We start from the raw sequence: 12,566 nt of genomic DNA on the forward strand, positions 1-12,566 counted from the left end.
ATTGCGTGCTGATCGCTCAATTACTGATGGTGGTCATCAGAAAGAAAGCTGCCACGAAAAAATCTTTTGCTAATATGATCACCGTTATAAGATTACACCTGACAAGCTATGTTGGACTGATGGAATTTATTAAAGACACATATAAAGCATGGAGAAAAAAACACAATGCATCATCGCTTGCCTTTTCACCGTAATAAAGGAGGGGAGCTTCCCCCCATTTTGAAACAATCAAATTTTAGGCTGTAATCCTTATCAGAAAGGGATTACAGCCATTTTTAACCCGATTTTTGTCGGACAATAATGATAAATAATGTTAAGAATCATGAATAATAAGATACATTAAACATGATGTTAGATGGACAAATTCTACAAAGAAATGTTGCAAAACTTGGGAACAGGAATAATAGAACTTGAAATTGAGGAGGATTGCCCAACCAAACGGTTAGAAGCCATTATCAATACGATTGTAAAAAGCTTGTCCGAAGTAAAAGAGCGTGTTCTGAAAAGAGGGTTTAAGAACACTGCGGTTTTTACCGGAGTGTACAGAACTGTAAACGATAAACATTGGGTAAGCGATGTGGTAGCAGGAGCAGGATTTGGCATTCTCTCCACGGAGCTGGCTTACTGGCTTTTCCCTAAAATCAATGGCTTGCTTACGGGTAAGGAAAAGAGAACGGCAACGATGGTTATGCCTTACTATCAGAACAAAGGTTTCGGTATCGGCTTAGTACAGAATTTTTAAATCAGTGTATTATGTGGTTAGTTTATGCTTTATTATCCGCCTTATTTGCTGCACTTACCGCCATATTCGGTAAGCTGGGCATAGCGAACGTCAATTCCAATCTTGCAACCGGGATACGGACGGTTGTCATATTGATAATGATATGGAGCATCATAATGGCAAGAGGCGAAGCAAAAGGAATGAGCATTTTATCAAAACAGAATATCACTTTTCTTATCATTTCAGGAATAGCCACAGGTTTATCGTGGCTATTCTATTTTAAAGCCTTGCAATTAGGGAAAGTATCGCAGGTAGCAGCCGTTGATAAGCTAAGTGTAGCCCTTACAATCATCATTGCCGTCCTGTTTTTAGGCGAGCAGCTTACGCTAAAGACATTTGCAGGAGCAAGCCTTATTATCATCGGAACCGTACTATTGGCTTGGAAGTAATGCCTGCGTACTTTTTTTAATCTCCCCAAATCAGAACTTAGCAAAAGCCGAATGGAAAAATTTTACAATGAAACATTAGAAAACTCGAAACGGACATCAAAGAATTGGAAATGGAAGCAGATAGCTCCATACAACAGGTTGAAACCGTAATCAGGCTTATCATCAAATGCCTGGCGAATGTAAAAGAGTATGTAGTGAACAGAGGATTTAAGAATACAGATGAAGAAATCCGTTTTTTCAAACACCAGAAACCTGTCATCGTATCAAAGCTGATTTATTATAATGCGATTTATAAAATCGAAACAAAGAAGCCTTATGGTGCAAAACCTATCAGGAATTACCTCAACAATGAACTGAAAAAGCTGAAACGGTACTTTGATAACAACCTCGAAGTTTATAAATACTACCGCACCAATAATTCCTTCATTGACGATCAGTTGTTTTTCAAGGAACAAATACGATATAAAGCTAAGTCTGGACACGTTTTATTTTGAAGCAGACCCGAACTTTTCTACCTCTCACGATTACAAGGCAGCAAAGATTATCGCCAATGACCTGATACAAGTCTATCTCGAAGACCAGCTTCATAAAACGGTGTATAAAGAAAAATCTACCAACCTGCCAAAACTAAACTGGGCGGGAAGCAAGACTGCATTAACCGAACTGATATACGCCCTTCACGCTCAGGGTGCATTCGATAATGCCGATATTAAAATCATTGCCAAAACTTTTGAAAGCATCTTTCATATTGACCTGGGCGACTTCTATTATACCTTTATGGAGCTTAAAAACCGGAAGGTAAACCGAACGAAATTTCTTGACAGCCTGCGTGATGCACTGATAAAGCGGATGGAAGAGCAGGAAGAGGAATAATAGCAAATTTCTATAACAGAATAGCCCTTTTCTGACCTTGTTATAATTTAAAGATAGATAGACTTGTCTATCTAATTGTTTTTTTACTATCTTTGTTCGAATAGAAAATATTAATTCAACAATGGAAAATCTAACTTCAAAAAAAATGCTACCCGTTTTTGCATTTTGGGCATTAGGCTTAATCTGGGGGAGTAATTTTATTTATATGAGGCTCGTATCTCATTATATCGCCTCTATGCAAGTTGTATTTCTTAGAGTGGCTTTATCTGTACTGCCTATTATCGCATACGGTATATTTACCCACTCATTCAAAAAAGAACATTTAAAGTATTGGTATCACTTTTTGGTAATGTCGTTACTGGCAGCAGTGGTTTATTACTATTGCTTTGTAATGGGGTCGCATCTGTTATATTCCGGTATCGCCGGAGCAATGAGTGGTTCCACTCCGTTGTTTTCGTTTGTACTTGGTATGCTTTTCTTGAATGAAGAAAAACTCACATTTCGTAAAGTTTTGGGACTATTGCTTGGTTTGCTCGGTATCATTCTGCTTGCAAAACCTTTTAACGCTGATTTTACTCCCACTACTTGGGAAGGAATAGCCTATATGGTTGTTGGTTCGTTAAGTTTTGGGGCATCTTTTATCTATGCAAAAAAATTCGTCAGCCCTTTACAAATTCCGAGTGTTGCATTGACCTCCTATCAACTGATTGGAGCAACCATTATTCTGCTTGCCATTACTCCATTCGAGGGGATGAGTAACGTGTTTTCAAATACAAACGCTGCTTTAGGCTTGATTATCGGTCTTAGCTTTTTAGGTACAGGATTGGCATTTCTTATTTACTATTTTATCATTGATAAATTGGGTGGTGTTAAAGCATCATCGGTTACATATATTCCCCCGATAGTTGCTCTTATCATCGGTGCATTTATAGGCAAAGAACCCATCGTTTTATCAGATTTTTTAGGAGCGTTTATTGTGCTTTTAGGAGTTTACTTACTAAAGAAAAAATAATATGACACCATCTGAAATTGTTAAAGAAAAAATCCTGACAACAGCTTCAAACCTGTTTTATAAGCAGGGCTATAATTCAACAGGCATCAATCAGATTATTGACGAAGCAGGAATTGCGAGAGGTTCGTTGTATAATCATTTCAAATCCAAAACAGAATTGCTTCACGCTTACCTGGAAGACAGTAGCAGCGATTGGTTTGTCCAATTACATGCCTATATAGATAAAATTGACAAACCGAAAGATAAGATTTTAGGACTGTTTGATTTCAGGATAAAAAGACAAGTTCGAAGTGGTTTCGGAGGATGTCCTTTTATCAAAGCTGGTGCGGAGGTACCACAAGATGATAAAAAAGCGTTTCAAATCATTGAAAAAAATAAAATGAAGTTTAGGGATTATATTTTGGAAATACTAAAAGACATAAGTTCCCAAAATAACCTACTTACCAAAGAGGAATTGGCAGACACTATCTATCTATTAATAGAGGGAGCCACAATTACAGCCAGTTTTCAAAAAAGAAATATAATGATTGGCAGAGCCAAAGAAATTACTGATAAACTAATATAAATGTGTTTGTTCCTTTCAGAAAACAGCTTGGAAAAACTGGTCATTTGCCAACGGAGAAATTATACACACTCAAAAATTAAATAAAATCAAAATGAAAAAAGTAATATTTAGTTCGGATGCTCCGGCTCCGATAGGTCCATTTTCACAGGGGGTCGTAGCGCAAGGAGCATTACTATATGTATCTGGAAATATAGGTATGAAACCTGGAGAAACAGAATTAGTTACTGGAGGAATAAGAGAGCAGACCAAACAAGTGCTTAGTAATATGAAAGCTATTGTCTCGGAAGCGGGATATTCGCTGTCTGATGTGGTTAAAGTAAATGTGTACCTGACAGATATGAAAGATTTTGCTTCGATGAACGAAGAATACGCAAAAATATTTTCTGAACTCGAACCTGCGAGAACAACTGTTCAGGTTGCTGGATTACCAAAAAACGCAATGGTAGAAATGGAATTAACAGCAGTTAAATAATATCAATTCTTTGTAAATGTATAATTAAAAGAAATGTAAAAATGACTTGTAATTTCAAAAACGACTATTCTGTTGGTGCTCATCCCAACGTTTTAAATAGTTTGATCGAAACAAGTCTTGTTCCAAAATCGGGATATATGAATGATGAATACTCCATAGAAGCAAAGAAAATATTGATGCAAAAAATCTAAAACCCCAATTCAACTACAGGCGGAAGAATTATCACAACATTAGCCAAACTTTTAAACAAAAAAAGAAGCGGTAAAGGTTTTATTTCCAACTGTATAGTAAGAAGAAAAGACATGATAATGATTTTTGAAAAATAAACAAGTAAACTTAAAATATAATGAATAATATAAGAACTTTCCTTTTGTTAAGTAGCGGTGCTTTTTTCCTGTTGTCAGGATTTATCAACAATGTAAAAGCACAAACAAAAACTTCTGTAAGTAAGAATGAATATAAAACAGACAGTATTAAAGTAAATAGCAATTATTTTACTTATCGAAAAATTGGAGCAAACACCAAAACAACTATTCCGCTTATTCTGTTTATCCACACCCGTGGCAATTTAGATAGTTGGGACGGTGCATTACTTGAGAAATTGGCAGCAGAACGTACAGTTATTACGTTCAACAATCGTGGTGTGGCAAGTTCAGGTGGACAAACACCTGAAAGTTTTGCGTTAATGGCGGAAGATGCTTACCTATTCATTAAAGCACTTGGTTATAATAAAGTTGATGTACTTGGCTTTTCAATAGGCGGCTGCGTAGTGCAGGAATTACTTGTATTGCACAATGAAATAGTACGCAATGCAATATTGGCAGGCACTTCACCCAAAGGAGCAAAAAGCATCAATCAGCGAGACCCGAAAATTGCAGAATTGGTTACAAGACCCACATTGGGAATGGAAGAATTTTTATCACTTTTTTTCAATGCTTCCGATAAAAGTCGTGAATTGGGAAAAGCATTTTGGCAACGCAAGTTAGCAAGTAAATATCCCCAAGATTTGGCAGTGAGTAAAGAAGCAGCCCAATCTCAAGCCACTGCCCGATTTAATTGGGGAAATGACACACTTCATTCTATACAATACGAAAACATAACCAACCCGATTTTAGTTGCGGGCGGAAAAGTAGACCTTCAAATGCCTACGCATAATTCGGTTGAACTGTATAACCTGTTGCCCAATGCCCAACTGAATTTATATCCCGATGCAGGACACGGTTTTCTTTTTCAATATCCTGAAATATTTGGTAGTGATGTTAACCGATTTTTAAACTCAAATAATTTTTAGAAGCATTAAGCAAATAATACTATAATCAAATAATGGAGCAACATTCTAACAAGTGGTTACAACATTTCATATTGCTTACCGCACCGTTACTAACAGTAATAGATATTTTTATAGTAAATATAGCAATGCCGTCCATAAAGCAAAGTTTCAATGCGTCAGATGGAGCAATAGAATTGGTAGTTGCGGCTTATTTGTTGGGGTTTGGGTCTTTTCAGGTTACAGGTAGTAGGGCAGGCGATATTTTCGGCAGGAAAAAAATTTTTTTATGGGGAATGTTTTTCTTTGTACTCACATCTTGTATTTGCGGTTTAGCACCAAATGTAATCGTACTGATTGCAGCACGTTTTTTTCAAGGTGTAAGCGGTTCATTTATGCAATCACAAGCATTAGCGTATGTGCAAGTTTTATTTCCCGAACGTAAAGAACGTACAAAAGCAATCGGTTATATCGGTATCACATTGGGTATTGCTTCTGTAATGGGACAATTTTTAGGCGGTTTATTTTCAGGCTTACATACTTTTATTGAAGGTTGGCGTTTTATTTTTTTAGTGAATTTACCCATTGGCATTGTTGCTTTTTTGTTAGCAAAAAAACATCTTGAAAACACCAAACTCAATTTCCAAGAAAGATTTGATTATTCTGGAGTAACGCTGTTCACATTGGCGCTAGGATTTTTTATTTATCCACTTACGGAAGGAAGGGAACAAGATTATCCCTTATGGAGTTTTGCAATGCTGTTGGCATCGCTGATATTGTTTTTTGTTTTCATTGTCAATCAAAAAAACAAATTAAAGAAACAACAAAAACCTTTAATGGACATACGCCTGTTCAAAATCAGAGATTATAATATAGGATTGATATTAGTTGCTTTTTATTTTGCTATGCACACTTCCTATTTGTTAGTGTCTACATTCTATTTACAAAGCGGCTTAAACCTTACATCAATGCAGGCAGGAATGTACTTTGTCGTAAACGGTGTATTGTTTATGTTATCGTCTTTTCTATCGGTTCGTTTAGTAAATAAGTTTGGTAAAAAGCCTGTTCAGATAGGTGTTGCACTAATGATAATCGTTTACATTTTGCAAATAATTTTCCTTAATAACCAAACAAATGAAATCACTTTTTTGTTTTTGCTATCTTTTCAGGGCTTTTGTGGTGGTTTAGTACTACCATCTTTAATCAATCTTACCCTAAAAAACATACCGCATCATTTTGTAGGCATTGCTTCTGGTATGTATAATACTATTCAGCAAACAGCTTCTTCAATGGGGGTGTGTTTCATAGGCGGTTTATTTTTTACGATTGCCAAAGCAAAGAACGATTTTGTTACAGCCTTTCATTACAGTTTATATGCAGGAATTGGCTGTCTGTTAATTTCATTTGCATTGTTGATAGTTATTGAAGATTTAAAAAAGAAGATATGGAAAGAGTTGTCATTACAGGACTTGGAGCTTTAACTCCCATAGGAAACAATGTAAACGATTTTTGGCAATCATTAGTAAATGGTGTTAGCGGTGCTGCACCCATTACTAAATTTGATACTGCCAAATTAGTTATCTCCTATTCTATAGATAAGACGGACATTTTATTATCTTTTATAATTACAAAAATAGAAATAAGATTGGCTACTATTCTTAATTCAATAAATTTTATCTAACCCAATAGAATCGAATATTCTTGTATTTTTTTTTCTTTTAATATTTTTTATTTTTGTAGTTCGAATGGGAAAAATCAAACCGGAATATAACACCCTTTTTGAGCTTTATAAGCAACTCGATTTGAAACTTGATTTATTTGATGTTTCAGAAGGCTTTTCTATTTTCAACTTACAGGATATTGGTTTTCGCTTACCTTACGAATCAGAAGCTTACCGTCCCAATTTTTTTTCATTTCTGTTCGTGAAAGACGGCAAAGGTCGATATAAAGTAGATGATAAAATTTTTGATGTTACGCCACATTTAATATATTTCACTAACCCAAGTAACTACAGAACATTCAGCTGGATAGAAATAAAAGATGTTTGCCTCATTACCTTTGATGAAACTTTTTTGAAAAAGTATATAGGGAAAGATGTGTACGAAGAATTTCCTTTCCTGCTTACCGAAATCATAAGACCTACAACGGTGTCAGATGCTTTTTTTCTTTCTTTGGAAAATATATATGGACAAATTCAACAGGAATACAATTCCGGTTCAGATTCCAAGTATAAAATAATAGGGCACTTGCTTGCAGTTATTCTGTTTAGAATAAAAGAACACATATGGAAAGACTATAATCCTATTTATGAAGGCAACAGAAGTTCACAGATTGTCATTTCATTCAAAAGAATGTTGGAACAGCATTACAGGGATTTGAGTTCTGGAAAATTGGACTTCGCATTTCGTGTTCAGGACTACGCGGATGCACTAAACCTGCATCCTAATTATTTGAGCAGTGTCATTAAAAGTAAGACGGGAAAATCCATTGCCGTTTGGATTGCAGATAAATCTATGATTGAAGCCAAAACTTTATTACAGCATTCAACTACCCCGATAAAAGAAATTTCATACAGGTTAGGGTTTACAGAGGTGTCTCATTTCAGTAATTTCTTTAAAAAACACGAAGGTATATCTCCGGCTCAGTTCAGAAAACTAGCATATCTTTAAAATTCGCAACTTCTTCTTTGAACTGCGTAAAATTGCAGCAAGATACCCGTTTTAATTTTGTCTTATCAAAAAAAGATAAAGACAATGAAAAATCTAACAAACAAAATTGCACTTGTTACAGGTGCATCAAGAGGTATCGGAGCTCAGATTGCGAAAGAAATTTCCCGTGCCGGAGCCAAAGTAATCATAAATTATGCAGGCAATAAAGCCGCAGCAGATAAAGTTGTTGCTGAGATAACTGCATCTGGTGGTGAAGCTTTTGCCATTCAGGCCGATGTAAGCAAAGTGGAAGATGTAAAAAAACTTTTTGATGAATCCATTGCCCATTACGGTAAGATTGATGTGTTGGTTAATAATGCCGGAGTGATTCTGTACAAACTCATAAAAGATACAACGGATGAGGATTTGACGAAGATTTTGGACATCAACATCAAAGGTGTTTTTAATACCCTTAGGGAAGCAGCAACAAAATTGTCGGACAACGGCAGTATTATCAATTTTTCCACTTCCGTAAACCGCCTGATTATGCCTACTTACGGAGCGTATGTTGCTACTAAATCTGCTGTGGAGCAGTTAACCCGCGTATTTGCTAAAGAAGTTGGGGCAAGAGGTATTAATGTAAATTCCGTTTCACCTGGCCCAACAAACACAGAACTCTTTATGGATGGAAAATCAGAAGAATTAGTGGCTCGTTTAGCTTCTTTATCGGCTTTTAACCGTATTGGAGAACCGGCAGATATAGCCAAATTAGTGGTGTTTCTTGCAAGTGATGATGCAAAATGGATTTCAGCACAAAATATTGGCGTAAACGGCGGAATGGCCTAAATCTGTTAATCCTGACATAAATATGGGTATTTCAAATAAAAAAAATGCTGTAGTAACTGGTGCTGCCAGTGGTTCAGGACGTGCATTGGCACAAGAGCTTTGGAATCGTAATTATAGTTTGGCATTAGTTGATATAGATTATCAGGGACTTATTTCGTTACGTAATGGCCTGTCTGAAAATACCGATCAGCAAATTCTTCTATATAAGGTTGATTTAGCCAATGTTGAAGAAATAAAAATTTGTTGCGAAGATATTCTAAAGCAGTTTATTGACATAGATGTTCTTTTCAATAATGCCGGTATTTCTATAAGTATTCCGTTTGACGATCTTGATATTAAAGATTATAAAAAGCTTATTGATATAAATTTTTGGGGAACGGTAATTACTACAAAATATTTATTGTCGGGGTTAAAGAAATCTTCTAGAGCACGAATTGCCAATGTTATCAGTGATTTTGCATTAATGGGGTTTCCTGGTAAAACAACTTATGGAGCCTCCAAAAGTGCTATTATGGGTTTTTCTTATGCATTAAGGACTGAACTTTATGAATCCAACATTAAAGTTTCAGTCATTATACCACCTGCGATGAATACTAATTTGGTAAAAAAGGGAATAAGTACAAATGAACAGAAACGGCAAAACGAAATGCTTTTTTTACAGAAGAATGCTTACCCCCTCGAGTTGGCTGCCAGTAAGATTATCAACAAAGTTCAACAAGGAAAATTCAGAATAGTGATAGGTAAAATGATGTGGATGATTGACACGGTTTCACGCCTGTTTCCATCCATGCTGCATTATCTTATCAGTACCAGAAGGGAGTCAAAAGATTTTGCTTAAAAAAACATTTACAGAAATTAATAATAAACAAATACAATGAACACGTTACATAATAAAGTAGCATTAATTACCGGTTCCGGCAGGGGATTGGGAAAGGCAATTGCTGAACGCTATGCCGCATTGGGAGCTGATATTGTTCTCAATTATTCTAAGGATAGGACATCAACACTTGAAGTAGAAAGCACCATTAAAGCAATGGGAGTTAAAGTGATTTCCATTCAGGCAGATGTAAGTAAAGTAGAAGATATAAAATTCCTGTTTGCGGAAGCTAAAAAAGCCTTCGGGAAAATTGATATTGTAGTGGCTAATGCCGGTATCGAAATGGTGGAAACACCTGTTACGGAATTTACAGAAGAACAGTTTGATCGCCTGTTTTCCATCAATACCAAAGGTGCATATTTTACTATGCAGCAGGCTGCACTACACGTGGAAAATAATGGTCGTATTATCTACATAGCATCCAGTACAACTGCATTTCCTGTTCCTGGCATGGCTGTTTATGGTGGTAGCAAAACAACGCCAAGATATTTGGTAGATGTTCTGTCAAAAGAAATAGGATACCGTGGAGTAACGGTTAATTCCATCATACCATTTGCCGTAGATCATTCCGGGATATTTACAGATAAGGAAAGTTATCCTGAATTGCGAAAATCATTGGTTGATAGTTGTCCCATGGGACGTTTGGCGGAAGTGGAAGATGTCGCCAATATTGCGGAATTTTTCGCTAGTGATTTGTCTTCTTTCGTTAGCGGTCAGCATTTATTGGTAAATGGAGGTGCCACACAGTAGTAATAATGAGGTTAAACAATATTCTAATCATTTTTTGGCTTACTTGTACCATAGAATCATGCGGACAAATTGGTCATCATAACCATAAAATTATAAATGATATGGAACTTAGTTCAATAAAAAACACAATAGCACGTCAGGCCATTGACGCATGGCAAAATGGTAATATAGATGCGTGGAATTCACTTTTTACCAAAGAGGCAAAACTGTATGATGACGGGAATCCGAGAGATTTACAAAAGTTTTCAAGAGAGTGTATAGGTCATGAGCGTTTTATCTCAATCGATAAGACAGAAGATAACGGGTTACATGTTTACGGAAAATTTCACAGTGACACTTGGGGAGATTTTAAAACATATTTCAAATTTTATCTTGATAGCGATAATAGAATTTCTCGTCTGGAAATCGGACAGGCAAATTAATAAAATATAATCTTATGAAGATGAAAATGTTTTTAAAGAGCAGTCTGTTTTTTCTGTTATTGTTTACAATGAATAGTCGGATGTTGGCACAAACAATAAACACACCATTAAAAATAATAGAAGAGCAGTTCGCCTTATGGCAGCAGGGGAAAGCGACCATTTTTGATCTGTTGGATGATAATGTTATTTGGGAAGTGGCGGGCAGTTCTCCCGTTTCAGGAATTTACCATGGGAAAAATGAATTCTTAAAAGAGGCTGTACAGCCCATAAATGCAAGATTTAAAAGTGCTATAAAACCAGAGTTGATTAGTATTCATGCGGATGGAAACTGGGTTTATCTGAATTGGAAAGGTTCAGCAATAACTATCAATAATACCATGTATCGCAATACCTATTGCTGGAAAATGAAAATCATTGATGGGAAAATTGTAGAAGCTGTAGCATTTTTAGACACTTATGCATTGAATGAATTAATGAAACAGTAAAAAATATAAAATTAAAAAAAATGAGCAAAATTTGGTACATCACTGGTGCATCCAAAGGATTAGGACTTGCACTAACGAAAAAATTATTAAAAGAGGGGCAAAAAGTAATAGCTACAACAAGAACGGTAGATACATTAATCGAAAATGTAGAGGCTAATTCATCAAATTTATTACCCTTAAAAGTAGATCTAACAAGTGATGAAGAAATCAGATCATCCATAGAACAGGGCATCAGTCATTTTGGAGGTTTGGATGTTGTGGTTAATAATGCAGGCTTTGGAATAGGCGGTTCTATTGAAGAATTATCAGATTATGAAGTCAGGGAAAGTTTGGACATTAATATTTTGGCGACCATACGGGTTATACATCACGCATTGCCCCATTTACGTAAGCAAAGGAGCGGACATATTATCAATATAGCTTCCATAGGTGGCGTTTCTGCTTCATTGGGATGGTCGGTTTATTCGGCAACAAAATTTGCAATAGTTGGACTTTCCGAAGGTTTAGCCATGGATGTTAAAAATTTAGGGATAAAAGTTACTGCATTGGCACCGGGTGCATTCAGAACGGAATTTCTTACCAAAGCATCCCTTTCAATTGCGAAAAACCAAATCAGTGACTATGAAGATGTCCATGCAAGTATTTTAAAATTTGACAAAATGAACGGCAATCAGATTGGAGACCCTGACAAAGCTGCTGAAGTAATGCTATCTATCAGTAAGATGCAAAACCCACCCTATTTGTTATTCATTGGTTCAGATGCCTACAAAAGAGCCTCTAATCAGGCAGAAGTCTTAAAGAAAAATATTGAGTTGCATAAAAAAATAACACTAGCTACTGTGTAAGCTTCCCTTAAAAAAAGACTGTTAGAGAATAGAAAAATGATTGATAACTTTAACAGTGTATTATGAAAGGTAAACGATTCAACCCGGAGCAGATCAGTAAGATTCTTAAGGAATTCGAGGCGGGTAAAAGTGTTCAGGAGATTACGCGCGAACACGGAGTTAGTCCGGCCTCATTTTACAAATGGCGGCAGCGATACGGTGGCCTTGAGGGCAGCGAGCTGAAACGCGTAAAGGAACTGGAGGAAGAGAACCGCAAGCTTAAGCGGATGTACGCTGATCTTGCCCTTGATTTGGAGGCGGCAAAGGAGGTCATTGCAAAAAAGCTTTGAAGCCC

17 protein-coding genes and 2 pseudogenes are annotated in these 12,566 nt (G+C 36.2%); all 19 read left to right on the top strand.

The annotated features are described in order from the left end of the window. Positions 1–194: pseudogene (locus tag BLV62_RS28715) on the top strand (hypothetical protein); the annotation flags it as partial. 161 nt (positions 195–355) lie between these two features. After that, entirely contained in the window at positions 356–742 is a 387-nt protein-coding gene (locus BLV62_RS28720) for a phosphatase PAP2 family protein (RefSeq protein ID WP_211118008.1), read from the top strand. Positions 743–753: 11 nt separating this feature from the next. Beyond that, positions 754–1,170 (top strand): EamA family transporter, encoded by a 417-nt coding sequence (locus BLV62_RS27665; RefSeq protein WP_089766283.1) that lies wholly within the window; start codon positions 754–756, stop codon positions 1,168–1,170. Positions 1,171–1,280: 110 nt separating this feature from the next. Beyond that, positions 1,281–1,664 carry an RteC domain-containing protein gene (locus tag BLV62_RS28890; protein ID WP_258522525.1) on the top strand — a complete coding sequence of 128 codons (384 nt, stop codon included), beginning with the start codon at positions 1,281–1,283 and terminating at the stop codon, positions 1,662–1,664. Next, a complete protein-coding gene (locus BLV62_RS28895) occupies positions 1,597–2,043 on the top strand; it encodes an RteC domain-containing protein (RefSeq protein WP_258522526.1) in 447 nt (148 codons plus the stop codon). Before BLV62_RS28890 ends, BLV62_RS28895 begins: the two co-directional genes overlap by 68 nt. Before the next feature lie 121 nt (positions 2,044–2,164). Next, positions 2,165–3,055 carry a DMT family transporter gene (locus tag BLV62_RS27675; protein ID WP_089766285.1) on the top strand — a complete coding sequence of 297 codons (891 nt, stop codon included), beginning with the start codon at positions 2,165–2,167 and terminating at the stop codon, positions 3,053–3,055. A gap of 1 nt (position 3,056) precedes the next feature. Continuing rightward, positions 3,057–3,620, top strand: coding sequence for a TetR/AcrR family transcriptional regulator (locus tag BLV62_RS27680; RefSeq protein ID WP_089766286.1), 564 nt, complete (start codon positions 3,057–3,059; stop codon positions 3,618–3,620). A gap of 91 nt (positions 3,621–3,711) precedes the next feature. Further along, positions 3,712–4,092 (top strand): Rid family detoxifying hydrolase, encoded by a 381-nt coding sequence (locus tag BLV62_RS27685; protein WP_089766288.1) that lies wholly within the window; start codon positions 3,712–3,714, stop codon positions 4,090–4,092. Between the two features lie 346 nt (positions 4,093–4,438). Continuing rightward, positions 4,439–5,383 carry an alpha/beta fold hydrolase gene (locus BLV62_RS27690; RefSeq protein ID WP_089766289.1) on the top strand — a complete coding sequence of 315 codons (945 nt, stop codon included), beginning with the start codon at positions 4,439–4,441 and terminating at the stop codon, positions 5,381–5,383. 32 nt (positions 5,384–5,415) lie between these two features. Next, positions 5,416–6,840, top strand: coding sequence for an MFS transporter (locus tag BLV62_RS27695; protein WP_089766291.1), 1,425 nt, complete (start codon positions 5,416–5,418; stop codon positions 6,838–6,840). Next, entirely contained in the window at positions 6,804–7,040 is a 237-nt protein-coding gene (locus tag BLV62_RS29070) for a beta-ketoacyl synthase N-terminal-like domain-containing protein (RefSeq protein WP_371863519.1), read from the top strand. Before BLV62_RS27695 ends, BLV62_RS29070 begins: the two co-directional genes overlap by 37 nt. A gap of 64 nt (positions 7,041–7,104) precedes the next feature. Next, positions 7,105–8,028, top strand: a complete 924-nt coding sequence (locus tag BLV62_RS27705; protein WP_089766292.1) for a helix-turn-helix domain-containing protein — start codon at positions 7,105–7,107, stop codon at positions 8,026–8,028. An 84-nt stretch (positions 8,029–8,112) separates the two neighbouring features. Then, on the top strand, positions 8,113–8,853 hold the full coding sequence (locus BLV62_RS27710) for an SDR family oxidoreductase (protein ID WP_089766294.1): 741 nt from the start codon (positions 8,113–8,115) through the stop codon (positions 8,851–8,853). 22 nt (positions 8,854–8,875) lie between these two features. Continuing rightward, positions 8,876–9,691 (top strand): SDR family NAD(P)-dependent oxidoreductase, encoded by an 816-nt coding sequence (locus tag BLV62_RS27715; protein WP_089766295.1) that lies wholly within the window; start codon positions 8,876–8,878, stop codon positions 9,689–9,691. 36 nt (positions 9,692–9,727) lie between these two features. After that, positions 9,728–10,480 (top strand): SDR family oxidoreductase, encoded by a 753-nt coding sequence (locus BLV62_RS27720; RefSeq protein ID WP_089766296.1) that lies wholly within the window; start codon positions 9,728–9,730, stop codon positions 10,478–10,480. A 101-nt stretch (positions 10,481–10,581) separates the two neighbouring features. Beyond that, entirely contained in the window at positions 10,582–10,902 is a 321-nt protein-coding gene (locus BLV62_RS27725) for a hypothetical protein (protein WP_089766301.1), read from the top strand. 14 nt (positions 10,903–10,916) lie between these two features. Further along, the gene (locus BLV62_RS27730) at positions 10,917–11,387 is read left to right on the top strand and encodes a nuclear transport factor 2 family protein (RefSeq protein WP_089766298.1); all 471 of its coding nucleotides are present in this window, start codon (positions 10,917–10,919) and stop codon (positions 11,385–11,387) included. A 20-nt stretch (positions 11,388–11,407) separates the two neighbouring features. Next, complete coding sequence (locus BLV62_RS27735; RefSeq protein WP_089766299.1) at positions 11,408–12,232, top strand: SDR family oxidoreductase; 825 nt, start codon at positions 11,408–11,410, stop codon at positions 12,230–12,232. A 62-nt stretch (positions 12,233–12,294) separates the two neighbouring features. Continuing rightward, a pseudogene (locus tag BLV62_RS27740) lies at positions 12,295–12,555 on the top strand (transposase); the annotation flags it as partial. Positions 12,556–12,566 lie beyond the last annotated feature (11 nt).

This window comes from Chitinophaga terrae (ex Kim and Jung 2007), from assembly GCF_900107795.1.
Classification (GTDB): domain Bacteria; phylum Bacteroidota; class Bacteroidia; order Chitinophagales; family Chitinophagaceae; genus Chitinophaga; species Chitinophaga terrae.

What these genes read in the sequence shown, in the direction of transcription:
- BLV62_RS28720 (WP_211118008.1), top strand. Translation starts at nt 356, where the DNA reads ATGGACAAATTCTACAAAGAAATGTTGCAAAACTTGGGAACAGGAATA.
- BLV62_RS27665 (WP_089766283.1), top strand. Translation starts at nt 754, where the DNA reads ATGTGGTTAGTTTATGCTTTATTATCCGCCTTATTTGCTGCACTTACC.
- BLV62_RS28890 (WP_258522525.1), top strand. Translation starts at nt 1,281, where the DNA reads ATGGAAGCAGATAGCTCCATACAACAGGTTGAAACCGTAATCAGGCTT.
- BLV62_RS27675 (WP_089766285.1), top strand. Translation starts at nt 2,165, where the DNA reads ATGGAAAATCTAACTTCAAAAAAAATGCTACCCGTTTTTGCATTTTGG.
- BLV62_RS27680 (WP_089766286.1), top strand. Translation starts at nt 3,057, where the DNA reads ATGACACCATCTGAAATTGTTAAAGAAAAAATCCTGACAACAGCTTCA.
- BLV62_RS27685 (WP_089766288.1), top strand. Translation starts at nt 3,712, where the DNA reads ATGAAAAAAGTAATATTTAGTTCGGATGCTCCGGCTCCGATAGGTCCA.
- BLV62_RS27690 (WP_089766289.1), top strand. Translation starts at nt 4,439, where the DNA reads ATGAATAATATAAGAACTTTCCTTTTGTTAAGTAGCGGTGCTTTTTTC.
- BLV62_RS27695 (WP_089766291.1), top strand. Translation starts at nt 5,416, where the DNA reads ATGGAGCAACATTCTAACAAGTGGTTACAACATTTCATATTGCTTACC.
- BLV62_RS29070 (WP_371863519.1), top strand. Translation starts at nt 6,804, where the DNA reads ATGGAAAGAGTTGTCATTACAGGACTTGGAGCTTTAACTCCCATAGGA.
- BLV62_RS27705 (WP_089766292.1), top strand. Translation starts at nt 7,105, where the DNA reads ATGGGAAAAATCAAACCGGAATATAACACCCTTTTTGAGCTTTATAAG.
- BLV62_RS27710 (WP_089766294.1), top strand. Translation starts at nt 8,113, where the DNA reads ATGAAAAATCTAACAAACAAAATTGCACTTGTTACAGGTGCATCAAGA.
- BLV62_RS27715 (WP_089766295.1), top strand. Translation starts at nt 8,876, where the DNA reads ATGGGTATTTCAAATAAAAAAAATGCTGTAGTAACTGGTGCTGCCAGT.
- BLV62_RS27720 (WP_089766296.1), top strand. Translation starts at nt 9,728, where the DNA reads ATGAACACGTTACATAATAAAGTAGCATTAATTACCGGTTCCGGCAGG.
- BLV62_RS27725 (WP_089766301.1), top strand. Translation starts at nt 10,582, where the DNA reads ATGGAACTTAGTTCAATAAAAAACACAATAGCACGTCAGGCCATTGAC.
- BLV62_RS27730 (WP_089766298.1), top strand. Translation starts at nt 10,917, where the DNA reads ATGAAGATGAAAATGTTTTTAAAGAGCAGTCTGTTTTTTCTGTTATTG.
- BLV62_RS27735 (WP_089766299.1), top strand. Translation starts at nt 11,408, where the DNA reads ATGAGCAAAATTTGGTACATCACTGGTGCATCCAAAGGATTAGGACTT.